Origin of the sequence: Micromonospora sp. NPDC047670, from assembly GCF_043204915.1 — a bacterium.
Taxonomy (GTDB): domain Bacteria; phylum Actinomycetota; class Actinomycetes; order Mycobacteriales; family Micromonosporaceae; genus Micromonospora.
The window spans coordinates 245630-266560 of sequence record NZ_JBIDDA010000002.1; the positions used below are offsets into that span (position 1 = coordinate 245630).

The following is a 20931-nucleotide window of genomic DNA, read 5'->3' on the forward strand; positions in this document are numbered from 1 at the left end:
ATGAAGACCGAGTGGCGCATCTTCCTGGTCATCGCCGGGTTCCTGCTCTTCGCCACCTTCCTCTACGGTGGTTGGACCGCCGCCGACTCCGGTGGTCAGGTCGAGTGGGTCGGCACGGTGGGCCTGCTGCTGAGCTTCCTGCTCTGCGCGATGTGTGGTGGCTTCTTCTGGTTCGTCTCGCGCCGGATCGACCTGCGGCCGGAGGACCGGCCGGACGGTGAGATCGCCGACGGCGCGGGTGAGATCGGCTTCTTCAGCCCGGGCAGCTACTGGCCGTTCGGCCTGGCGCTGGCCGCCGCGCTCACCGGCTTCGGCCTGGTGTTCTGGCAGTTCTGGCTGCTGGGCGTCGGCGCGGTGGCGGTCATCTTCGCGGCCTGCGGCCTGCTGTTCGAGTACTACTCCGGCACCCGGCGCACCGCCGAGCACTGAGCCGGCGGGACCACGGCCCGGTCACGTCACGAAGGCCCGCTTCCCTCGGGGAGGCGGGCCTTCGTCGTGTGGTTCACCCTGCACCTCGACGGTCACCTGGCCGGAGACTCGTCGTCGAAGCCGGAGACCCGTCGCCGGCAGGCGGCGCGGCGTGGACCGCCGTGACGTGGGCGGCGGAGCGGCGCTGGCTGGGTCAGGCGGCGCGGCGTGGACCGCCGTGACGGTGGGCGGTGGCCCAGGCGGTGCGGCGGCGCCGGCCGGGTCAGGCGGCGCGGCGGTGGGGCGACGGGTGCCGCCGCCGCTGCGCCAGGCGCGGGGCCCGGAAGGTGAACGTGGCGACGAGCACGGCCTCGCCGCAGCCCGTGCAGGCCAGCTCGGGGCAGTCGGCGCCGTGGCCGTCGACGCAGGGCGGCGCCTCGAACGGCTGAACGCCCTCGCAGGTGTCGCAGTAGAGCTCGCGCTCCGACACGGGCGTCTCCTCTCGCTCCGGTCCCGTCGTGGCGTGCGACGGGAGTGCCGCGCCGCACGGCGCACGACGGACGTGCTGTGGTGAACAGCGCAGGATGGAAGTGGAAAACTACTCAGTTGTAGTTTCCCACGGGGGTCTGACAACCTTCCGCGCGCCACCCGCCGTCACGGCGGCGGCCCGAGGTCAGTGGGCGCGGGCGATCTCGATCCAGCGGTCGAGGACCGCGGCGGCGGCCCCGGAGTCGACGGACTCGGCGGCCCGGTCCATCCCGGCGCGCAGCGCCTCCGTCAGGTCGCCGTCGAGCGGACCCTGGGTGGCCAGGGCCGCCGCCGCGTTGACGAGGACGGCATCGCGCACCGGGCCGGTCTCGCCGGCCAGCAGCCGGCGGACCACGTCGGCGTTGTAGGCGGCGTCGCCGCCCCGCAGGTCGGCCAGGGTGACCCGTCGCGCCCCGAGGTCGGCCGCGTCGAGCAGCGCCTCCCTGACGACGCCGCCCTGGACCGCCCAGACGCGGGTCGGCGCGGCAGTGGTGAACTCGTCCAGACCGTCCTCGCCGCGCATCACCAGCGCCGAGTCGCCCCGCGCGGCGAAGACACCGGCCATCACCGGGGCCATCCGCAGGTCGAAGCAGCCGACCGCGGCGGCCCGTGGCCGGGCCGGGTTGGTCAGCGGGCCGAGGAAGTTGAAGAAGGTGGGCACGCCCATCTCCCGGCGTACCGGGCCGGCGTGGCGCATGCCGGGGTGGTAGCGGGCCGCGAAGCAGAAGCCGATGCCGGCCTCGGCGACGCACCGGGCCACCCCCTCCGGCCCGAGGTCGAGCGGCACCCCGAGGAACTCCAGCACGTCCGCCGTGCCGCAGGAGGAGGACGCCGCCCGGTTGCCGTGCTTGACCACGCGGACGCCGGCGCCGGCCACCACCAGCGAGGCCATGGTGGAGATGTTGACCGTGTGCGCGAGATCACCGCCGGTGCCGACCACGTCGAGGGCGGTGTCGCGCAGCGCGTCGGGCAGCTCGACCGGGACCGCCCGGCCGAGCATCGCCTCCACCAGGCCGGCCAGCTCGGCCGAGGTCTCGCCCTTGGCGCGCAGCGCGACGGCGAAGCCCGCGATCTGCGCCGGGGTGGCGGCGCCGGACATGATCTCGCCCATCGCCCAGGCGGTGTCGGCGGTGGAGAGCTCCTCGCCGCGCAGGAGCGCGGCGAGCAGGTGCGGCCAGGTCCGATCGCCCATGGCGGGCCTCCCGAGCGTGCGAAGCGGGTGGGACGGAGCCGGCGCCGGACGGTCCGGCGCCGTGCCGGGCCGGAGCGGGGACGTCAGGCGGGGGCGTGCGTCCGCAGCAGCCCGGCCACCGTGGTGCCGGTGGTCACCGGGTCGAGCGGGTGCACCAGGGTGGCGTCGACCTCGGCGTAGGCCGCGAGCCATCGGTCGGCGGCGCGGGCGATCACCACGCAGGTCGGGGGAGCGTCGTCCCGGTCGTCCTTGATCTGCCGGGCGATGCCGATGCCGCCGCCCGGGGTCGCCTCGCCGTCGAGCAGCAGCAGGTCGATCTCGTAGTCGTCGACGAGCCGGACGCACTCCGCGTAGGTGGAGGCGTCGACGAACTCGATCCGCAGACCGGGCGCGGGGCGCGTGCCGACGGCGAGCCGCATCCGGTCACGGACCTGCGGGTCGTCGCTGTAGAGCAGGACGGTGCAAAGACGATCGCTCATGCCGGCACTCCGCTTCGCCGAACGGTTCGAGTCCCGGTGATCCTACCGGTCGGTGTGAGGTACGCGACGTCCGCCCGGGTGCGGCGTCGGGGCATACCGTCGGCGCAGCTCAGGCGGCCGACTCCGCGGCGCGCCGGCGGGCCTCCTGGCGGTCCAGGTCGCGGTCGAGCCGGCGGGCCTCCCGCTCGGCGTGGCGCATCCACTGCACGACCAGCACGGCCAGCATGGTGACGCTGACGAACTCGCCGCCGGCCCAGAGGATGCCGCCGGCGACCACCTGGTCCTGCCACGGGTCCGACCAGGTCAGCCCGAGCGACGGGTACCAGTCGCCGCCGAAGAGCGTGCTGCTCTGCATGATCGTGAGCCCGAGCACCGTGTGGAACGGCACGGAGAGCAGCATCAGCAGTGCCCGGGCCGGGTACGGCCAGCGTCCGGGCAGCGGGTCGAGGCCGAGCAGCGGCCAGAAGAACACGCAGCCGGTCATGATGAAGTGCGCGTGCACGACCTCGTGCGCCCACGCGTGTTCGAGGGTGTAGCGGTACAGGTCGGTGAAGTAGAGCGCGAACGGGTTGACCACGAAGATGGTGAACGCCACCAGCGGGAAGCTGTAGATCCGCGCGATCCGGCTGTGCACGATCGCCAGGAGCCGCTTGCGCGGCCGCTGCGGCAGGGTGCGCAGGGCCAGCGTCACCGGCGCGCCCAGCGCGAGGAAGATCGGCGAGATCATGGAGAGCACCATGTGCTGGACCATGTGCACCGACAGCAGCGCCGTGTCGTACGCGTGCAGGCCGCTGACGGTGACCGCCGCGATCCCGCCGAGGCCGGGGCCGAGGAAGAAGACCGTCCGGGCCACCGGCCACCGGTCGCCCCGGATGCGCAGCCGGTGCACCCCGTAGAGGTAGATTCCGGCGGCCAGCACCAGGCCGACGGCCAGCCAGCTGTCCAGCCGGGTCTCGGTGAACACGGAGGTGACGGTGAACGGCGGTGGGGTGGCCGCGGCCACCGTCGGCCCGGCGGCCGAGGTTGCGGTGGAGATCGGATCGACGTGCAGCACGCTTTTCAGCCTAGGTCAGGCGAACCGGACGACCCCGATCGGGCTGCCGAGGCCACGGGTTTGGCCCCCCGCTGATCGGCGGCCCCGGTCAAGGGCAATAATGACCGCGTGACTGCGGCCCCAGCCATTGACAAGAGCCGGATCCACTCCCTGACCCGACCCAACATGGTCAGCGTCGGGACGATCGTGTGGCTCTCCAGCGAACTCATGTTCTTCGCGGCGCTGTTCGCGATGTACTTCTCCATCCGCGCGGCGGCGCCGGAGCAGTGGGCGGAGCACACCGAGCACCTCAACATCCCCTACGCGACCACCTTCACGGTGATCCTGGTGTTGTCCTCGGTGACCTGCCAGCTCGGTGTGTTCGCCGCCGAGAAGGGTGACGTCCACGCCCTGCGGCGCTGGTTCACGATCACCTTCGTGATGGGCCTGATCTTCGTGCTCGGTCAGGTCAACGAGTACCGCGAGCTGGTGCACGAGGGCATCAAGATCAACTCGGACGGTTACGGGTCGATGTTCTACCTGACCACCGGGTTCCACGGTCTGCACGTGACCGGCGGTCTGATCGCCTTCATCATCTTCATGATCCGCACGACCATGGGCCGGTTCACGCCGGCGCAGGCCACGTCGGCGATCGTCGTGTCCTACTACTGGCACTTCGTCGACGTCGTGTGGATCGGGCTCTACGCCATGATCTACTGGCTTCAGTGATCTTGGCGCGTCACGAACCGCGCCGCTGCTCCGTCCCCTGAGACAAGGTCCAACCGGTTAAGGACACAGGTCATGACTTCTGACAACGACCGCCGACGCGGTCTGCTCGCGCGGCTGCGCGAGCGGCCCGCGGCGCGCAGCAGGGGCCGCCGCCGGCTGGGTGCCGCGGTCCGGCTGTTCGCCGCGCTGATGCTGGCCGGCGGCGCCTACACCGTCTTCGCCCCCGGCGTGCAGGCGCAGGACACCCCGCTCACCGGCGCCGCCGCGGAGGGCAAGGCGCTGTTCGACGTGAGCTGTGTGACCTGTCACGGTCGCAACGCCCAGGGTGTCGAGGGGCGCGGGCCGAGCCTGATCGGCGTCGGCGCGGCCTCGGTGGAGTTCCAGGTCGGCACCGGCCGGATGCCCATGGCCCGGCAGGAGGCCCAGGCGCAGCGTAAGCCGGAGCTCTTCACCGACGAGGAGGTCCGCCAGCTCGCGCAGTACGTCCAGGAGCTCGGCGGCGGCCCGATCGTGCCGGACGGCACCAACCTGCACGAGAACGGAAACATCGCCGCCGGCGGCGAGCTGTTCCGGATCAACTGCTCGCAGTGTCACGCCTTCGGCGGTGGCGGCGGCGCCCTCTCCTCCGGCAAGTACGCGCCGAGCCTGCGCCCGGCCAGCGACCGGCAGATCTACGCCGCGATGCTGAGCGGCCCGCAGAACATGCCGGTCTTCGGCGACAACCAGATCTCCCCGCAGCAGAAGGCGGACATCATCGCCTACATCCAGGAGACGCTGAAGCACGACCAGGATCCGGGTGGCTTCAACCTCGGTCGGTACGGGCCGTCCACCGAGGGCCTGGCGATCTTCCTGGTCGGCATCGTCGCGCTCGTCTTCGCGAGCCTGTGGATCGCGGGCAAGTCGTGACCGGACGGATCATCCGATTCAGTGCTGTGGTGCCGGGGTCCGGCACCGCCCGTAGCGAGGTGACGGCATGACCACGCACACCGAGCACCAGGCCCAGCAGGGCCGGGAGCCGCTCGACGTGAGGACCCCCGGGCTCAGCCAGTTCGACATCGTCCGCGAGGGCGCGCGCCGGGACGACATCGAGATCGTCCACTACGAGCCGCAGGTCGCCCCGGGCAGCAAGGCCGAGCGCCGGCTGACCCGCACCGTGGCGTCGTTCTTCCTGCTCACCGGGCTGGCGGCGACCGCCTTCCTGGTGGTCTACATCTGGTGGCCGTGGGAGTACGCTCCCGGCCGCGGCGGCGACAAGTGGTACACCCCCCTGCTCGGCGTCACCCTCGGCGTGGCCCTGCTAGGCATCGGCTTCGGCATCCTGACCTGGGGCAAGAAGCTGCTGCCCAAGGAGGTCTCGATCCAGGACCGGCACGAGGGCGCCGTCAGCGAGGACGACCGGATCATCACCGGCCAGACCATGCTCTACATGGCCGACGAGCTGGGCGTGAAGCGCCGGCCGCTGCTCGGCATCTCGCTGCTGGCCGGTCTCGCGCCGGTCGGCGCGGTCGCCGCGGCGCCGCTGGTCGGCGGGCTGATCTCGCACCCGCACAAGGACAACCAGATGTTCACCACCGGGTTCGCCCCGGCGGAGGGCGGCAAGAAGATCCGGCTGGTCCGCGAGGACGGCCGTCCGGTGCGCCCGGCGGACATCAGCTCGGGTGGCCAGATCACGGTCTTCCCCGGCATCGACCACGGCGTGAGCAACCGGCACGCCGACTCGCCGACGCTGCTGATCCACCTGCGTGACTCGGACGCGGAGGAGTCCCGCCGGGCCAACGAGCGGGTCGGGCACGGCGACTACATGTGGGGCAACTACGCCGCCTACTCGAAGATCTGCACGCACGCCGGCTGCCCGGCGAGCCTGTACGAGCAGCAGACGAACCGCCTGCTCTGCCCGTGCCACCAGTCGCAGTTCCTGATCACCGACAATGCCCGGCCCATCTTCGGTCCGGCCAGCCGGCGGCTCCCGCAGTTGCCGATCGAGGTGGACTCCGAGGGCTACTTCGTGGCCAAGTCCGACTACACCGAGACCGTCGGGCCCGACTTCTGGGAGCGGCCGTGAAACGGCGCAAGTTTGACATGGCAGCTGTGCCGGGCAACGCCGCCCGGGGAGTGGACGACCGCTTCCAGGTGGCCACCCCGCTGCGCCGGCTGCTGAACAAGGTCTTCCCGGACCACTGGTCCTTCCTGCTCGGCGAGATCGCGCTCTTCTCGTTCATCGTCCTGCTGCTGACGGGGGTCTTCCTGACCTTCTTCTTCGAGCCGGGGATGACCGAGGTGGTCTACAACGGCAGCTACGCCCCGCTGCGGGGCACGCCGATGTCGGCCGCGTACGCCTCCAGCCTGGACATCTCGTTCGACGTCCGCGGTGGCCTGATCATGCGGCAGATGCACCACTGGTCGGCGCTGCTGTTCATGGCCGCGATCGTGGTGCACATGCTCCGGGTGTTCTTCACCGGCGCGTTCCGCAAGCCGCGTGAGACGAACTGGATCATCGGTTCGCTGCTGTTCTGGGTCGGCTTCCTGGCCGGCTTCACCGGCTACTCGCTGCCGGACGACGGCCTCTCCGGCACCGGCCTGCGGATCGCCTCGGCGATCATGCTCTCCATCCCGGTGATCGGCTCCTGGGTCACCTCGTCGATCTTCGACGGGGAGTTCCCGGGCACCATCATCATCAGCCGGTTCTACATCGCCCACGTGCTGCTCATCCCGGGTCTGCTGGTCGCGCTGATCAGCGTCCACCTCGGGCTGGTCTTCAAGCAGAAGCACACCCAGTGGCCCGGCCCCGGCCGGACCAACGGCAACGTGGTCGGCGAGCGGATGTTCCCCCGCTACGCGATCAAGCAGGGCGGCTTCTTCATGGTCGTCTTCGGCGTGATCGCGCTCATGGGCGGCCTGTTCCAGATCAACCCGATCTGGCTGTTCGGCCCGTACGAGGCGTGGGTGGTCTCGGCCGCCAGCCAGCCCGACTGGTACGTCATGTTCCTCGACGGCTCGACCCGTCTGATGCCCGCATGGGAGATCAACATTCCGATCGGCGACGGGTACGTGATCCCGCCGCTGTTCTGGCCGACGGTCGTGCTGCCGGGCATCCTGGTGGGGCTCTCCACGCTCTACCCGTTCCTGGAGGCCCGCCGCCTCAAGGACTACCGCAGCCACAACCTGCTCCAGCGTCCCCGGGACGTGCCGGCCCGCACCGCGGTGGGCGCCATGGCGGTCGCGTTCTTCATCGTGCTGACCCTCTCCGGCGCCAACGACGTCATCGCCGACAAGTTCCAGATCAGCCTGAACGCGATGACCTGGGCGGGCCGGATCGGCCTGCTGGTGGTCCCGCCGCTGGCGTACTACGTCACCTACCGGATCTGCCTCGGCCTCCAGCAGCACGACCGGGAGGTGCTCGCCCACGGTGTGGAGACCGGCATCATCCGGCGGCTGCCCGACGGCCGGTTCGAGGAGGTGCACCAGCCGCTCGCGGCGGTGGACGCGCACGACGGTCACGGTGGGCTGGAGTACGCCGGCTGGGTCGTGCCGAAGAAGATGAACCGGCTCGGCGCCCTCGGCCCGGCCATCCGGGGCTTCTTCTACCCGATCGAGAGGCCGGCCGAGGCGCCGGTCTCGCCGGGCCACCCGCCGGTCGAGCCGCGACCGGAACGGGAGCAGATCGGCAGCGGCGAGAGCCGTCGCTGACCTCGCGACACCCCGACGTGAGCCGTGTCGTCCCTCGCCCTCCGGGCGGGGGATCGCAGGAATAACCCCGGTCAGCCGGGTATCCGTGCGGTCCAACGTCTCAAGGGGGGGAAGCATGTTGGGTATCAAACGCCTCGGCCTGCTGGCCGCGCTGGTGCTGGTGGGAATCGCGCCGGCTGCGGCGGCGCAGGCCGCGGTGCAGCCGTCACAGCAGGACACCCAGTACCTGCAGGCCATCCACCAGGTCAACCTGTTCGAGATCACCGCGGGTGACCTGGCCCAGCAGAAGGGCCAGAACCAGGGGGTCAAGGACCTGGGTGCCCGGCTCAAGACGGACCACACGCAGCTGGACCAGACGGTGCAGCAGACCGCGTCCCAGCTCGGGGTCCAGTTGCCGAACGAGCCGACCGCGGACCAGCAGTCCGTGATCGACCAGCTGAACAACGCCAGCGGCGAGGAGTTCGACCGGCTCTGGGTGACCAGCGAGCTGACCGGTCACGTCCAGGCCATCCAGGCCACCCAGACGGAGATCTCGCAGGGCTCCGAGCAGTCGGTGGTCCAGCTGGCCCAGACCGCCCTGCCGACGCTGCAGGCGCACTACGACGCGCTGGTCCAGCTCGCCGAGCAGCTGGGCATCCCGGTTCCGCAGACCAGCGGCACCGGCACGCCGGGCCCGGGCGGCACCACGCCGGCTCCGGGCGGCACCACCGGGACCCCGGCTCCGGGCGGCACCACCGAGTCGCCGGCTCCGGGCGGCACCGTCACCGAGACGCCGGCTCCGACGCAGAGCTGACGTCGCCGTGCCACGACGGTCGGTCCACCTCCGGGTGGGCCGGCCGTCGCGTCGTCCGCGCCGGGCCGGCGTCCGTGGTCAGTCGGCGTTCGCGAGCCCGATCGCGAACGCCTCCTCCAGGTCGTGCTGGGAGTACGCCCGGAAGGCGATGTGCGACTCGGTGTTCAGCACCCCCGGCACCTTGGAGATGCTGCCGGCGATCACCTGGGCGATCTGGTCGAACTCCCGAACCCGGACCATGGCGATCAGGTCGACGTGGCCGGCCACCGAGTAGACCTCGCTGACGCCGGGCAGGGCGGCCAGGGCCTCGGCCACCTCGGGAATGGAGTCGGTGGCGCAGTCGATCAGCACGATCGCGGTGATCACGGGACATTTCTCCGTTCGTCGGCGTCGTCGCCCATGCTATGTGCTCCCCGGTCCCCCGGACGCAGGTGTGGCGGGGACGGTGAGGTCGGCGTCCGCGCGGATCGCGCCGCGCAGGCGTTCGCCGGGGCGGACGGTGGCGCCCGGCCAGACGACGGCGCGCTCCACGTCGCCGTGGACGACCGCGCCCGCGCCGATCACGGCCTCCCGGCAGCGGCCGGTCACCGTGGCCGTGGGCGCCACCAGGTTGCCGCCGCCGGCCGCGTGCAGGTTGGCCGCCAGGTAGTCGGCGGGCGTGCCGGTGTCGTAGAACGTGCCGGGGTAGGGCACGACGGTCAACGCGCCGGCCGCCTCCGCCGGGCGCCAGATCGCCCGGACCAGGTCGCCGAAGCCGGCCGGCAGGTCCCGCACCAGCCGCCACGGCAGCAGCGAGAAGCCGGTGAACGCGTGGCCGTCGAAGGTGCCGGGCGCCGCCGGGTCGGCGGCCGGCTGGCCGAGCAGGCGTACGGATTCGCCGTCCCAGTCGCGCAGCAGCGCGGCGATGTCCGGGCCGGGGGGACGCGCGGAGTCGGCGAGGTAGGCGTCGGCGTTGCCGACCAGCACCCCCCGCCCGGCGATCCAGTCCCGCAGGTTCGCCACCCCGCCGGCCGTGCCCAGCGGCGAGCCCGGCTCGACCGACAGGTGGGCGCGCTCCCCGACGTGGGCGACGACCTGCGCGCCGAGGTAGCAGGCGTTGACCGCGACCCGGGCCGGCCCGACCAGGCCGAGCCCGGCCAGCCGGTCCAGCGCCCGGTCCAGCAGCGGCACGTTGCCCACCGGGCAGAGCGCCTTCGGCAGCCGCTCGGTCAGCGGCCGGAGCCGGGTGCCCTCGCCCGCGGCGAGCACCACCGCGCAGACGCCGACCCGGTCGGTGTGCACGGGCGCGCCGTCGTCGACCCGGTCGGTGTGCACGGGCGCGTGGTGGCCGGCCCGGTCGCTGTTCACGGGCGCACGTCGGGCACCGGGGGCGGGAACTGGCCGGCCAGTGGCCCGATGTCGTAGTACGCGAGCAGCCGGGCCGTGGGCCAGGTCAGCTTCGGCAGGTCGTCCAGCGGGTGCCAGGCGGCCTCGTAGACCTCGGCGCCGTCGACCTTCAGCTCGGTGGTCGAGGCCGGGACCTCGGCGGTGAACACGACGTCCACCCAGCCCTTGGCGTGCACCACCGCGTTCGGGACGGCGGGGCTGAGCTGACGGGGGGAGAGCCGGACGCCGGACTCCTCGTACAGCTCCCGGGCGGCCCCCACCACCGGCGCCTCGCCCTTCTGCAACAGGCCGGCGGGCAGCCCCCAGCCCTTGCCGGGCGGCTGCCGCAGCAGCAGCAGCCGGCCGGCCCCCTCGGCCTCGCTGTCCCGGACCAGGGTGACCGCGCCGACGATGTACTTCGGCACGGCCAGCCGGACCAGGCGGCGGCGTACGGGCAGCGGCAGCCGGTAGAAGACCTGGTAGGCGACGGCCCGGCCGGTGGCGCGCGAGCGGGGGATCATGACCCCAGGCTAGTGGCCGCGAGGAACGTTCGGACGACCCGGGCCCGAGGAGTCACTGCCGGTGGTCCACCAGGTCGATGAGCTGGCGTACGACGGTGTCCGGCTCGATCACCCGGTCGAAGACCGCCACCAGCAGCGTCTCCAGGTCGGGGTAGCCCAGCTCCTCGGACAGCCGCAGCAGGGGCAGGTCGCTGGCCAGCCCGCGGTCGTGCTTGCGCAGGGCCAGCCCGATTGTGGCCCGGCCGAGGCGGACCTTGTCGATGATGGAGATGCCCGGCTCGGTGTGCTCGGCGAACCACCGGCTGATCTGCATCTGCGCGTGCGGCGACTTGACGAAGTCGAGCCACTCCCGGCGTGGGCCCCGGGGGGCCACGTCGGCGTCGAAGCCGTTCGCCGCGTCGGTCTCGGTGAAGATCTCCACCACGTCGCCCTCCTCCAGCGCGGAGGAGAGCGGGGCCAGCCGGCCGTTGATCCGCGCGGCCAGGCAGTGGTCGCCACGCTCGGTGTCCAGCTCGTACGCGAGGTCGACCGGGGTCGCCCCGGCCGGCAGCACGATCTGGCGCCCGTCGGCGAAGACCTGGATCTGCGCCTCGGCGAGGTCGCAGCGCAGCGACTCGAGGAACTGGGCCGGATCGGCGGCGTCCTGCTCCCAGTCGAGCACCCGGCGCAGCCAGTCGAGCTGCTCCGCGCACGCCGTCGTGCCGCCACCGGGGCGCGGGAAGCGGAAGTCGGCGGCGACGCCGTACTCGGCCGAGCGGTGCATCTCCTCGGTGCGGATCAACACCTCCACGGTGCGGTCCTTCGGGCCGCAGACGCTGGTGTGCAGGGAGCGGTAGAGGTTGTTCTTCGGGGAGGCGATGAAGTCCTTGAACCGGCCGGGGACCGGCCGCCACAGGCCGTGGATCGCGCCCAGTGCCGCGTAGCAGTCGGTGGCCGGGCCGTCCACCACGATCGCGATGCGGGGCAGGTCGTAGGGGGCGGTGTGGCCGCCGGCCACGGTGTCCTTCCAGATCGAGTAGAGGTGCCGGGGCCGCGGGGTCACCTCGGCGTCGACCCGGTTGCGGCGCAGCGCCGACTTCGCCCGGGCGACCACCTCGTCGAGGTACGCGTCCCAGCCGGGCCGGTCGTGCACGTGCCGGGCGATGCGGGCGTGCTCCTCCGGCTCCAGGTGCAGCAGCACCACGTCGTCCAGCTCCCGCTTGAGCGTCTGGATGCCCAGTCGGTCGCAGAGCGGGATCAGCACCTCCTGGGTCTTGCGAGCGATCCGCTCGCGGGAGGCGGCGGACCGGACGCCGAGGGTGCGCATGTTGTGCAGCCGGTCGGCCAGCTTGATGATCAGGACGCGGACGTCCTTGCCGGCGGCGATGATCATCTTGCGGATCGTCTCGGCCTCGGCGGCCTTGCCGTAGAACGCCTTGTCGAACTTGGTCACCCCGTCGACCAGGTGCGCCACCTCCCGCCCGAAGTCCTCGGCGAGCGCCTGGAGGGTGTAGCGGGTGTCCTCCACGGTGTCGTGCAGCAGCGCCGCGACCAGGGTGGTGGCGTCCATGCCGATCTCGGCGCAGATCTGGGCCACCGCCAACGGATGCGTGATGTAGGGCTCGCCGCTCTTGCGGAACTGCCCGCGGTGCATGTTCTCCGCGATCGTGTAGGCCCGGCGCAGCACCGAGGGCTCGGTCCCCGGGTGGATCGTCCGATGGGTCCGGACGAGGTGGCTGACCGGGTCGGTGTCGGCCGTGGGCCAGCTCAGCAGCGACCGGAGCCGGCGGGCCAGCGGCAGCTCACCGGGTTGGGTCGGCAGGGCGCCCCCCAGGGCGGCGCCGCGTCCGGCGTCGACGTCCACGTGGGACACCTCCTCACCCCGGCCCCACGGCTGCCGACACCCCGGCAACCGGGAGCAGGCCCACGAAACGGGCAGGACTGCACTTCTCTAACAGCCTAAGCGAGTCGACGTAGTCCGATCGGTCACTTGGTCATGAGCGTTCGGTCGAGAGTTGGTGGGACGCGGCGCTCTCGGCCTTGCTCAGCAGGTCGCGGAAGCGCGCCGCGCCGGCCACCGGCGACGCCCATCCGGAGGACATCTCGACCAGCCGGGTCTCCGGTCGTTCCAACCAGGACAGGATGCGTTCGGTCTCCTCGGCCGAGGCGCGCGGGATCGGGCCGTGGCCGGGCGGAACGGTCTCGGCGGTCGCCCGGATCGCGGCGATCGTCGGTCGCGGGTGGACCCCGGGCGGCGACACCCCCGCCCCGGCCAGCCGGCCGTGCCGCACCAGCGCCAGCTCCCAGCCGCCCCGTGCGGCCGGGCGGGCGGCGGCCAGCTCGGCGATCCCGGTCAGCGCGGCCAGCCGCTGCATCCGTACCGTCGCCCGCAGCACCGCGGCCAGCCGGGAGCGCACCACCGCGGCCTCCTCGTAGCGCTGGTCGCGGGAGAGCACCTCGATGCGGGCCAGCAGCGCGTCGACCACCGGCTGCGGGTCGCTGGCGGTCGCGGTGCGGAACGGCGCGACCGCGCGGGCGTCGTACTCCTCCGGGGTGATCCGGTGCTCGCAGGGCGCCGGGCAGCGACCCAGCTCGGCCAGCGCGCAGGCCGGGGTGACCGTGCGCAGCGAGAGCCGGTGGGTGCACTGGCGCAGCGGCACGGCGTCGTGGAAACCGGCGGCGGCCAGCTCCGCCGCGCGGCGGGAGCTGAACGGGCCGAGATAGCCGGCGTCGCCGGGGGAGATGCCCCGGACCACCGAGAGCCGGGGATAGGGCCCGTCGGTCAGCTTCAGCCAGACCGCCCGCTCCGGGAACTTCGACCGCCGGTTGTACGGCGGCGCGTGCGCCCCGATCAGCCGCAGCTCGCGGACCTCCGCCTCCAGCGAGTGCGCGCACTCGACCGCCTCCACCCGCTCGGCCGCGGCGAGCATCTCGGAGATCCGGGCGCGCTTCTCGGCGGCGGTGAAGTAGCTGCGCACGCGGGTGGCGATGTCGCCGGAGGTGCCGACGTAGAGCGGCCGGTCGTCGGCGGCCCGGAAGATGTAGACCCCCGGCGCCTTGGGCAGCCCCTCGGCCAGGTGCCGCTTGCGCCGCTGGGTCGGGGTGACCGCGCGGGCGAACTCGATGGCGTCGCCGATCGTGTCGACCCGGTGCCCGCCGAGCCGGGCGATCAGCCCGTGCAGCACGTCGACGGTGGCCTTGGCGTCGTCGAGCGCCCGGTGGTTCGGCTGGGTGGCGGTGCGGAAGTAGGCGGCGAGGGTGCCGAGCTTGCGGTTGGGCACCTCGTCGCGGGTCAGGACCCGGCGGGCCAGGGCGGCGGTGTCGAGCACCCGTGGGTTGGGCCAGCGGTAGCCGTGGGCGGCGCAGGCGGCCTTGAGGAAGCCCACGTCGTAGGGCGCGTTGTGGGCGACCAGCACGGCGTCGGAGATGAACTCCAGGAAGCTCGGCAGCACCTGCTCGATCGGCGGGGCCGGAACGAGCATGGCCTGGGTGATGCCGGTGAGCACCGTGATGAACGGGGGGATGGGCACGCCCGGGTTGACCAGGGTGGCGAGCACGCCCAGCTCCTCGCCGCCGCGCACCTTCACCGCGCCGATCTCGGTGATCCCGCCGCCGTCCGGCGCGCCTCCCGTGGTCTCCAGATCGACCACGACGAACGTGGTCGCGTACAGCGGCAGCGCCGGGTCGATCCCGCCCGCGCCGGGGTCGAAGCCGGCCAGCGGCTCCTGGACGTACTCCGTCTGTGCCATCGGCGGCACGCTAGCGTCCCGGTCCGACACTCCCGTCCCACCGGCACCAGACGACGCCACCGGTCTAGGATGAGAGATCGGCTCACTCACCGGGCGGTGGGCCCGGTCGCGGTGGGAGACTTGCCACATGCCCCTCACCGAGCCGCACGACGACCGACTCCCGCAGGAGGAGTCGGTCGACGCCGCTCGCGGCGCCGGTGGGAGCGCCCCCGACGCAGCTGAGCTGGCCGCGGCCGTCGGCGCGGGTGACGCGGGCCCGGTCGCGGGCCGGGAGCGCGAGGCGTCCGGGACCGAGGGGTACGCAGCCGAGGGGACCGCCGGCGGCGGGCCCGACGCCGACGGGTCCACGGGCGCGGGGTCCGCGACCGGAGAATCCGGCGCCGAGGGAGCCGTGCCCGAGCCGGAGCCCGTCCTGCCCGAGCCGGTGCGCCAGCGGATCGTGGCGCTCACCGCCGCCGTGCTGCCCGGGCTGCCGGCCGACGAGGTGCCGGTGCCGCTGCGCCGGGTGGCCAAGTTCGCCCCCAACCGCCGGGCCCGGCTCGGCGCTCCGGCCATCGCCGCCCAGCTCACCGGTGACCCGCTGTTCCGGCAGCGGATCACCGCCCGGGTGCTCGCCGACACCGGCGACCTCGGCGCCGCCGTGCTCGAGGGCACCGCGCCCGCCGCCGCCGACCCGGTCGAGGTGGCCGCGCTGGCCTACCTGGCCCGGCCCCGGGGGTGGCGGGAGCTGATCGAGGCCAGCGGCGCGGCGGTCCGCGCGGAGGCCGACAGCGCGGTCGTCGCCGAGCTGGTCCGCGAGGCCGAGCAGCGGGCCACCCGCGCCGAGCACGACCGGGCGGTGGCCCGGGTGGAGGCGGAGAAGCTCCGCGACGAGCTGGCCCGGGTCCGCGAGGAGCTCGGCCAGCTCCGCGAGGAGAACCGCCAGCTGGCCCGGTCGCTGCGCGAGACGCAGGCCCGCGAGCGCAAGGCCGGCGAGCTGCTGGCCACCGAGCGGGGCCGGGCCTCCCGGGCGGCGGCCGACGCCGACGCGGAGCTGCGCCGGGTCCGGGCCCGGCTCGCCGAGGCCGAGGCGGCGGCCGGGGTCGCCCGGGCCACCGCGAAGGAGGCCCGCTCCGTCGACGACGCACGGCTGTGGCTCCTGCTGGAGACCATCGGGCAGGCGGCCGTCGGGCTGCGTCGCGAGCTGGCGCTCGACCCGGTCGACAAGCTGCCCGCCGACTTCGTCGCCGACGCCTTCGCCGAGCAGCCCGCCGCCCCGCAGGCCGCCGCGGCCCGCGCCCGGGACACCGACGACCCGGCCCGCCTCGACCAGCTGCTGGCGCTGCCCCGCGCCCACCTCGTCGTCGACGGCTACAACGTCACCAAGCGCGGCTTCGGCGAGATGTCCCTGGAGCAGCAGCGCAAGCGGCTGATCACCGGCCTCGGCGGGATCGCCGCGCAGACCGGCGACGAGGTGACCGTGGTCTTCGACGGCGCGGAACGGATGCACGGGCTGCCGCCGTCGCCGCGCGGGGTCCGGGTGCTGTTCTCCCGGAAGGGCGAGACCGCCGACGAGCTGATCCGGCGGCTGGTCCGCGCCGAGCCGCCCGGGCGGCCGGTGGTCGTGGTCTCGTCCGACCGCGAGGTCGCCGACGGGGTACGCCGGCACGGGGCGTACCCGCTCGGCGCGGACTCGCTGTTGCGCCGCCTGGCCCGCTCCTGACGGAGGGTCCCGGTACGCCGCCGGAACGGCCCGGCCGGGCTGCTTGATCGCATTCGGGGCCTCCGCGACCGGTTGTCCGTTTCTGTCGTACGCCTCCCGTAGCGTCGGGATGACCGACGGTGGTCGGGCGGTGACGCCGGTGTCCCGCCCGCCGCCGCTGCGCATCAGGAGGCGAGATGCTCATCGACTGCGACGGGTGCGGGGTGCGGGGCGACGGCTGCGCCGACTGCCTGGTGACCGCCCTGTTCGACGCGTCCCCGGCGGACGGGTTGGGCGGCGCCGAGATCCGGGCGATCGAGGTGTTCGCGCGGGCCGGGTTCGAGGTGGAGGTGCTGCCCGAGCCCCGACGTCCCGCCGGCCGCACCCGACCCGGCCGCCGGGTGGCCTGACAACTCGACCGACCACCGACGGCCCCGGCCCTCGGCCGGGGACGGTGCCGTCGAGGCGGGCAATAGGATGAGCGCTCACGGCGGGAGGGAGCGGCGGCATGACGCGGGTACGGCGCGGTGACGGCAGACCCGCCGCGATCGGCGGCGTCGCGGGTGCCCGACGGTCGCCTGCGGTGCGGCCAGCCGGCCGCGGCGCGGCGCCGGGAGGGCGGCGATGACCCCGCGCGGCTGGGCGGTGCTGACCCTCGTCGGCCTGACCGTGGCCCTGGTGGTCACCGCCGTGCTGCTGATCCCGTGGCAACGCCCGCCCGCGCCGCGGGCCGACCAGTTGGCCGCGCTGGGCGACCTGCCCGCCGACCAGGTGGCCCGCAGCCGGGAGTTCCGCTCCGCGCTGCGCCCCGCCGGCTGGACCGCCCTGGCCGTCGGCCTGCTGGTCGCCCTGGCGCTCGGTCTGACCCCGCTGGGCAGCCGGCTCGTCGAGCTGGCCGGCCGCCCCTTCGGCGGCCACTGGGCCGCCCAGGCCGTGCTCGGCGGGCTCGCCGTGGTGCTCGTCGCCGACCTGGTCACCCTGCCGTTGGCCGCCTGGCGCCAGAGCGTGCTCACGCGCTACGGGCTGAGCACCAACGGCTGGAGCGGCTGGACGGTCGACCTGCTCAAGTCGTACGCGGTCAGCGCCGTCATCGGTGCGGTGGCGCTGCTCGGCTTCTACACCGTCATCCGGCTGTCGCCGCGCTGGTGGTGGGCGTTCGGCGCGGCCGGCGCGGCGACGCTTGTGGTGCTGCTCTCCTTCGTGCTGCCGGTGCTCGTGGAGCCGGTGTTCAACAGGTTCACCCCGATGGAGCAGGGCCCGCTGCGCACCCAGCTCGTGGAGATGGCGGCCCGCGACGGCGTACCGGTGCGCGACGTGCTGGTCGCCGACGCGTCGCGGCGCACCCGGGCGGTGAACGCGTACGTCTCGGGGCTCGGGCCGACCCGGCGGGTGGTCGTCTACGACACGCTGCTGCGCGAGGCCACGCCGGCCGAGGTGACCGCCGTCGTGGCGCACGAGCTGGGGCACGCCAAGGACCGCGACGTGGCGGTCGGCACGCTGACGGGGGCGCTGGGCGCCGCCGCCGCGGTGGTCGCGCTCTACCTGCTCGGGTCCTCCGGCCCACTGCTGCGGCTGGCCGGCGTCGACTCGGTCGCCCAACCGCGTGCCTTCCCCCTGCTGATCGCCCTGGTGACGGTCGCCGGGCTGGTGTCCGCGCCGGTGCAGGCGCTGATGTCGCGGCGGGTGGAGGCGCGCGCCGACGCGCACGCGCTGGCCCTGACCGGCGACCCGGCGGCCTTCGAGGCGATGCAGCGCCGGCTCGCCGGGATCAACCTCGCCGACCCCGATCCGCCGCGCTGGGAGTACCTCTACTCCGCCACGCACCCGTCCACGGTCGAGCGGATGGCCGCCGCCCGCGCCCACGCCAGGGAGGCCGGCCGATGAGCCGTACGCTGCTGATCACCAACGACTTCCCACCCCGTCCGGGCGGCATCCAGTCCTTCGTGCACAACCTCGCGGTGCGCCAGCCCGCCGGCTCGGTGGTCGTCTACGCCTCCACCTGGCGCGGCGCCGAGAAGTTCGACGCCGACCAGCCCTTCGAGGTGGTCCGGGAGCGCACCCGGGTGCTGCTGCCCACCCCGCTGGTGGCCCGCCGGGCCGCCCGGCTGGCGCGGGCGTACGACTGCGACACGGTGTGGTTCGGCGCGGCGGCCCCCCTCGGGCTGCTCGCCGCCGGCCTGCGTCGTCGGGCCGGCATCCGCCGGGCGGTGGCGCAGACCCACGGGCACGAGGTCGGCTGGGCCGCGCTGCCGGCCGCCCGGGCCGCGTTGCGCCGGATCGGCCGCGGCGTGGACGTGACCACCTACCTGGGCGAGTACACCCGGGTGCGGCTGGAGCGGGCGCTGCACGGGGTGACCGAGCTGCACCGGCTCGCGCCCGGCGTTGACGTGGACACCTACCACCCTTCCGTCGACGGGGAACCGGTCCGCCTCCGGCTCGGCCTGGCCGACCGCCCGGTGGTGGTGTGCGTGTCCCGGTTGGTGCCGCGCAAGGGTCAGGACATGCTGATCCGGGCGATGCCCGCCATCCGGCGGCGGGTGCCCGACGCCGCGCTGCTGGTGGTCGGGGGCGGGCCCTACCGGGCCACGCTGGAGAAGCTGGCCCGCCAGGCGGGGGTCGAGCGGGACGTGGTCTTCACCGGGTCGGTGCCGTCGGCCGAGCTGCCGGCCCACTACGCCGCCGGCGACGTCTACGCGATGCCCTGCCGCACCCGCAACCGGGGCCTGGACGTCGAGGGGCTCGGGATCGTCTACCTGGAGGCATCCGCGACCGGCCTGCCCGTGGTCGCCGGCGACTCCGGTGGCGCGCCGGACGCGGTCCGGGAGGGCGAGACCGGGTTCGTCGTGTCCGGCCGGGACGTCGCCCAGCTCGCCGACCGGGTGGCCACGCTGCTCGCCGACCGGGACCTGGCCCGCCAGTTCGGCGCGGCCGGTCGCGCCTGGGTGGAGCGGGAGTGGCGCTGGGAGGCGCAGGCCCGGCGGATGGCCGCCCTGCTGGCCGGCTGAGGCCCGCGGCGCCGACGGTCAGCGGAGGCGTTCGAGGAGGCGCTCGGCGGAGTCCGGCCGGCCGAAGTGCCAGCCCTGGGCGGCGTCGCAGCCGATCGCCCGCAGCCGTTCGGCCTGCCCGGCGGTCTCCACGCCCTCGGCGGTGACGGTCAGGTCCAGCGCGTGCGCCAGGGACACGAGCGAGGCGAGGATCCGCTCGTCGGCGCGGCTCTCCGGCGCCCGCAGCCCGGCCACGAACTGCCCCGCCACCTTCAGCTCCGTCACCGGCAGGTCCCGCAGGTACGCCAGGTTGCAGTAGCCGGTGCCGAAGTCGTCGATGGCGATGCGTACGCCGAGGTCGGCCAGCACCCGCAGCGCCCGGACGGGCTCCTCGGCCGTGCTCATCATGGTGCTCTCGGTGATCTCCAGCTGGAGCCGCTCCGGCGGCAGGCCGGTGCGCCGCAGCAGCCCGCGGACCTCCTGGACCAGCCCGGGGCGGCGGACCTGCCGCACGGCCAGGTTGACGCTGACGAACGGGGCCGCGGCGGCCGCGGCGGACCAGCTCTCCGCCTGCCGGCACGCCTCGGCCAGCACCCACCCGCCGAGCGGGACGATCAGCCCCGTCTCCTCGGCCAGGCCGATGAAGCTGTCCGGCCGCAGGATGCCCAGCTCCGGGTGGCGCCAGCGCACCAGCGCCTCCACGCCGACCACCCGGCCGTCGCGCAGCGAGGTCAGCGGCTGGTAGTCGAGGTAGAACTCGCCCCGCTCCAGGGCGGCCGGAATGGCCGCGGAGAGCGCGTACCGGGCCAGCTCCCGGCGGTCGCGGTCGGCGTCGTAGAGCGCCCAGCGGGCGCCGCCGGCGGCCTTCGCCCAGTGCAGCGTGCTGTCGGCCGCCCGCATCAGGTCACCGGGGGAGGTGCCGGCGACCGGGCGCTCCACGATGCCGATGCTCGCCGACACGCACAGCTCGTGCCCGTCCACCAGCGCCGGTTCGCGGACGGCGGCCAGCGCCGCCTCCGCCACGGCGACGACGTCGTCGGTGCCGGTGGTGCGCTCGACCAGGACGACGAACTCGTCCCCGCCCAGCCGGGCGACCAGGTGCCCGTCGAGGGCCCGGCGGAGCCGGTCGGCCACGGTGGTCAGCAGGCCGTCGCCGACCTGGTGCCCGTGCGAGTCGTTGACCACCTTGAACCGGTCCAGGTCCAGGAAGCAGACACCGACACGCTCCGCGGCCCGGCCCGGTGAGTCGATCGCGGCGCTCAGGCGCTCGGTGAACAGCGCGCGGTTGGGCAGGTCGGTGAGCGGGTCGTGGGTCGCCTGGTGGCGGAAGCGCGCCTCGCTGGCGCGCAGCGCCCGCTCCGCCTGCGCCCGGGCGGTCATGGCGGCCCGCCGGATCGACTCCTGCTCGTCCAGCGTCCGGTCCCGCAGCGCGCGGGAATAGCCGGTGGCCACGGCGGCCAACAGCCGGGCCAGCCGGTCCCCGACCTCCTCGCCGACCAGCCCGAGGTCGCGGGCCAACCGGAGCTGGACGACCTCGACCGTACGCCCCAACGCCTCGGGCGACGCGATGTGTGCGGCCACCAGCTCGGTGGCGACCCGATGCCCGACCCGCAGGTCGAACGGCTCGGACAGCAGCGCCGCCGCGAGCTGGTCGGTGAGGCGTTGCAGCAGCGCCTCGAGCTGGGCCTGGGTCATCGGCAGGTAGCTGGTGCCGGAGACGGCCTTCGCCCACGCCCGGGCGAAGACGCCGGGGCGGGGCGGGCTTCCGACGGTCGTCCCCGGCGGCGTGGCGACCGCGGCCGC

General features: G+C 73.9%; 20 protein-coding genes. 10 read left to right on the top strand and 10 right to left on the bottom strand.

The features are described from left to right. The gene (locus tag ACGF7U_RS05740; protein WP_393103339.1) at positions 1-429 is read left to right on the top strand and encodes a cytochrome c oxidase subunit 4; all 429 of its coding nucleotides are present in this window, start codon (positions 1-3) and stop codon (positions 427-429) included. A 262-nt stretch (positions 430-691) separates the two neighbouring features. Here ACGF7U_RS05740 and ACGF7U_RS05745 read toward each other — a convergent pair whose 3' ends face one another. The 4 genes from ACGF7U_RS05745 to ACGF7U_RS05760 form a co-directional block, all read right to left on the bottom strand. Continuing rightward, entirely contained in the window at positions 692-898 is a 207-nt protein-coding gene (locus ACGF7U_RS05745) for a hypothetical protein (protein ID WP_393103341.1), read from the bottom strand. A gap of 183 nt (positions 899-1081) precedes the next feature. Next, the gene (trpD, locus tag ACGF7U_RS05750; RefSeq protein WP_393103343.1) at positions 1082-2128 is read right to left on the bottom strand and encodes an anthranilate phosphoribosyltransferase; all 1047 of its coding nucleotides are present in this window, start codon (positions 2126-2128) and stop codon (positions 1082-1084) included. Between the two features lie 83 nt (positions 2129-2211). Further along, positions 2212-2607 (bottom strand): hypothetical protein, encoded by a 396-nt coding sequence (locus tag ACGF7U_RS05755; RefSeq protein WP_393103345.1) that lies wholly within the window; start codon positions 2605-2607, stop codon positions 2212-2214. A 109-nt stretch (positions 2608-2716) separates the two neighbouring features. Further along, on the bottom strand, positions 2717-3661 hold the full coding sequence (locus tag ACGF7U_RS05760; RefSeq protein ID WP_393103347.1) for a cytochrome c oxidase assembly protein: 945 nt from the start codon (positions 3659-3661) through the stop codon (positions 2717-2719). Between the two features lie 108 nt (positions 3662-3769). On the opposite strand from ACGF7U_RS05760, the gene ACGF7U_RS05765 reads away from it, so the two are divergent. The 5 genes from ACGF7U_RS05765 to ACGF7U_RS05785 all read left to right on the top strand — a co-directional run bounded on the left by ACGF7U_RS05765 (position 3770) and on the right by ACGF7U_RS05785 (position 8849). Then, entirely contained in the window at positions 3770-4369 is a 600-nt protein-coding gene (locus ACGF7U_RS05765) for a heme-copper oxidase subunit III (RefSeq protein WP_091104664.1), read from the top strand. Between the two features lie 72 nt (positions 4370-4441). Then, the gene (locus ACGF7U_RS05770; RefSeq protein WP_393103349.1) at positions 4442-5275 is read left to right on the top strand and encodes a cytochrome c; all 834 of its coding nucleotides are present in this window, start codon (positions 4442-4444) and stop codon (positions 5273-5275) included. Positions 5276-5342: 67 nt separating this feature from the next. Beyond that, positions 5343-6431, top strand: coding sequence for a ubiquinol-cytochrome c reductase iron-sulfur subunit (locus ACGF7U_RS05775; protein ID WP_393103351.1), 1089 nt, complete (start codon positions 5343-5345; stop codon positions 6429-6431). Beyond that, positions 6428-8056, top strand: a complete 1629-nt coding sequence (locus ACGF7U_RS05780; protein WP_393103353.1) for a cytochrome bc complex cytochrome b subunit — start codon at positions 6428-6430, stop codon at positions 8054-8056. The genes ACGF7U_RS05775 and ACGF7U_RS05780 overlap by 4 nt, the downstream gene beginning before the upstream one ends. 115 nt (positions 8057-8171) lie before the next feature. After that, the gene (locus ACGF7U_RS05785) at positions 8172-8849 is read left to right on the top strand and encodes a DUF4142 domain-containing protein (protein ID WP_393103355.1); all 678 of its coding nucleotides are present in this window, start codon (positions 8172-8174) and stop codon (positions 8847-8849) included. A gap of 78 nt (positions 8850-8927) precedes the next feature. Here the strand turns inward: ACGF7U_RS05785 and ACGF7U_RS05790 are convergent, their stop codons facing one another. The 5 genes from ACGF7U_RS05790 to ACGF7U_RS05810 all read right to left on the bottom strand — a co-directional run bounded on the left by ACGF7U_RS05790 (position 8928) and on the right by ACGF7U_RS05810 (position 14463). After that, complete coding sequence (locus ACGF7U_RS05790; RefSeq protein WP_091104676.1) at positions 8928-9215, bottom strand: Lrp/AsnC family transcriptional regulator; 288 nt, start codon at positions 9213-9215, stop codon at positions 8928-8930. A 36-nt stretch (positions 9216-9251) separates the two neighbouring features. Further along, entirely contained in the window at positions 9252-10130 is an 879-nt protein-coding gene (locus ACGF7U_RS05795) for an NDP-sugar synthase (protein ID WP_393104125.1), read from the bottom strand. A 62-nt stretch (positions 10131-10192) separates the two neighbouring features. After that, the gene (locus ACGF7U_RS05800) at positions 10193-10735 is read right to left on the bottom strand and encodes an NUDIX domain-containing protein (protein ID WP_393103357.1); all 543 of its coding nucleotides are present in this window, start codon (positions 10733-10735) and stop codon (positions 10193-10195) included. Between the two features lie 52 nt (positions 10736-10787). Continuing rightward, entirely contained in the window at positions 10788-12578 is a 1791-nt protein-coding gene (locus ACGF7U_RS05805; protein WP_393103359.1) for a RelA/SpoT family protein, read from the bottom strand. Between the two features lie 130 nt (positions 12579-12708). Then, positions 12709-14463, bottom strand: coding sequence for a DEDD exonuclease domain-containing protein (locus tag ACGF7U_RS05810; protein ID WP_393103361.1), 1755 nt, complete (start codon positions 14461-14463; stop codon positions 12709-12711). A gap of 127 nt (positions 14464-14590) precedes the next feature. Between ACGF7U_RS05810 and ACGF7U_RS05815 the strand changes: the two genes are divergently transcribed. From ACGF7U_RS05815 to ACGF7U_RS05830, 4 genes are all read left to right on the top strand, one after another. Then, positions 14591-16165, top strand: coding sequence for an NYN domain-containing protein (locus tag ACGF7U_RS05815; RefSeq protein WP_393103363.1), 1575 nt, complete (start codon positions 14591-14593; stop codon positions 16163-16165). A 176-nt stretch (positions 16166-16341) separates the two neighbouring features. After that, positions 16342-16554 carry a hypothetical protein gene (locus tag ACGF7U_RS05820; protein ID WP_393103365.1) on the top strand — a complete coding sequence of 71 codons (213 nt, stop codon included), beginning with the start codon at positions 16342-16344 and terminating at the stop codon, positions 16552-16554. Positions 16555-16768: 214 nt separating this feature from the next. Further along, the gene (locus tag ACGF7U_RS05825; RefSeq protein ID WP_393103367.1) at positions 16769-18028 is read left to right on the top strand and encodes a M48 family metallopeptidase; all 1260 of its coding nucleotides are present in this window, start codon (positions 16769-16771) and stop codon (positions 18026-18028) included. Further along, complete coding sequence (locus tag ACGF7U_RS05830; RefSeq protein WP_393103369.1) at positions 18025-19149, top strand: glycosyltransferase family 4 protein; 1125 nt, start codon at positions 18025-18027, stop codon at positions 19147-19149. The genes ACGF7U_RS05825 and ACGF7U_RS05830 overlap by 4 nt, the downstream gene beginning before the upstream one ends. Positions 19150-19167: 18 nt before the next feature. On the opposite strand, the gene ACGF7U_RS05835 is transcribed toward ACGF7U_RS05830, so the two are convergent. Further along, positions 19168-20823: a putative bifunctional diguanylate cyclase/phosphodiesterase gene (locus ACGF7U_RS05835; protein WP_393104127.1), complete on the bottom strand. Its 1656-nt coding sequence runs from the start codon at positions 20821-20823 to the stop codon at positions 19168-19170. Positions 20824-20931: the final 108 nt, after the last annotated feature.

Bases quoted from the DNA above. Each gene is read 5' to 3' on its own strand.
- ACGF7U_RS05740 (WP_393103339.1), top strand. From the start codon at position 1: ATGAAGACCGAGTGGCGCATCTTCCTGGTCATCGCCGGGTTCCTGCTC.
- trpD (WP_393103343.1), bottom strand. From the start codon at position 2,128: ATGGGCGATCGGACCTGGCCGCACCTGCTCGCCGCGCTCCTGCGCGGC.
- ACGF7U_RS05755 (WP_393103345.1), bottom strand. From the start codon at position 2,607: ATGAGCGATCGTCTTTGCACCGTCCTGCTCTACAGCGACGACCCGCAG.
- ACGF7U_RS05770 (WP_393103349.1), top strand. From the start codon at position 4,442: ATGACTTCTGACAACGACCGCCGACGCGGTCTGCTCGCGCGGCTGCGC.
- ACGF7U_RS05775 (WP_393103351.1), top strand. From the start codon at position 5,343: ATGACCACGCACACCGAGCACCAGGCCCAGCAGGGCCGGGAGCCGCTC.
- ACGF7U_RS05785 (WP_393103355.1), top strand. From the start codon at position 8,172: ATGTTGGGTATCAAACGCCTCGGCCTGCTGGCCGCGCTGGTGCTGGTG.
- ACGF7U_RS05800 (WP_393103357.1), bottom strand. From the start codon at position 10,735: ATGATCCCCCGCTCGCGCGCCACCGGCCGGGCCGTCGCCTACCAGGTC.
- ACGF7U_RS05810 (WP_393103361.1), bottom strand. From the start codon at position 14,463: ATGGCACAGACGGAGTACGTCCAGGAGCCGCTGGCCGGCTTCGACCCC.
- ACGF7U_RS05815 (WP_393103363.1), top strand. From the start codon at position 14,591: ATGCCCCTCACCGAGCCGCACGACGACCGACTCCCGCAGGAGGAGTCG.
- ACGF7U_RS05820 (WP_393103365.1), top strand. From the start codon at position 16,342: ATGCTCATCGACTGCGACGGGTGCGGGGTGCGGGGCGACGGCTGCGCC.
- ACGF7U_RS05825 (WP_393103367.1), top strand. From the start codon at position 16,769: ATGACCCCGCGCGGCTGGGCGGTGCTGACCCTCGTCGGCCTGACCGTG.
- ACGF7U_RS05830 (WP_393103369.1), top strand. From the start codon at position 18,025: ATGAGCCGTACGCTGCTGATCACCAACGACTTCCCACCCCGTCCGGGC.
- ACGF7U_RS05835 (WP_393104127.1), bottom strand. From the start codon at position 20,823: ATGACCCAGGCCCAGCTCGAGGCGCTGCTGCAACGCCTCACCGACCAG.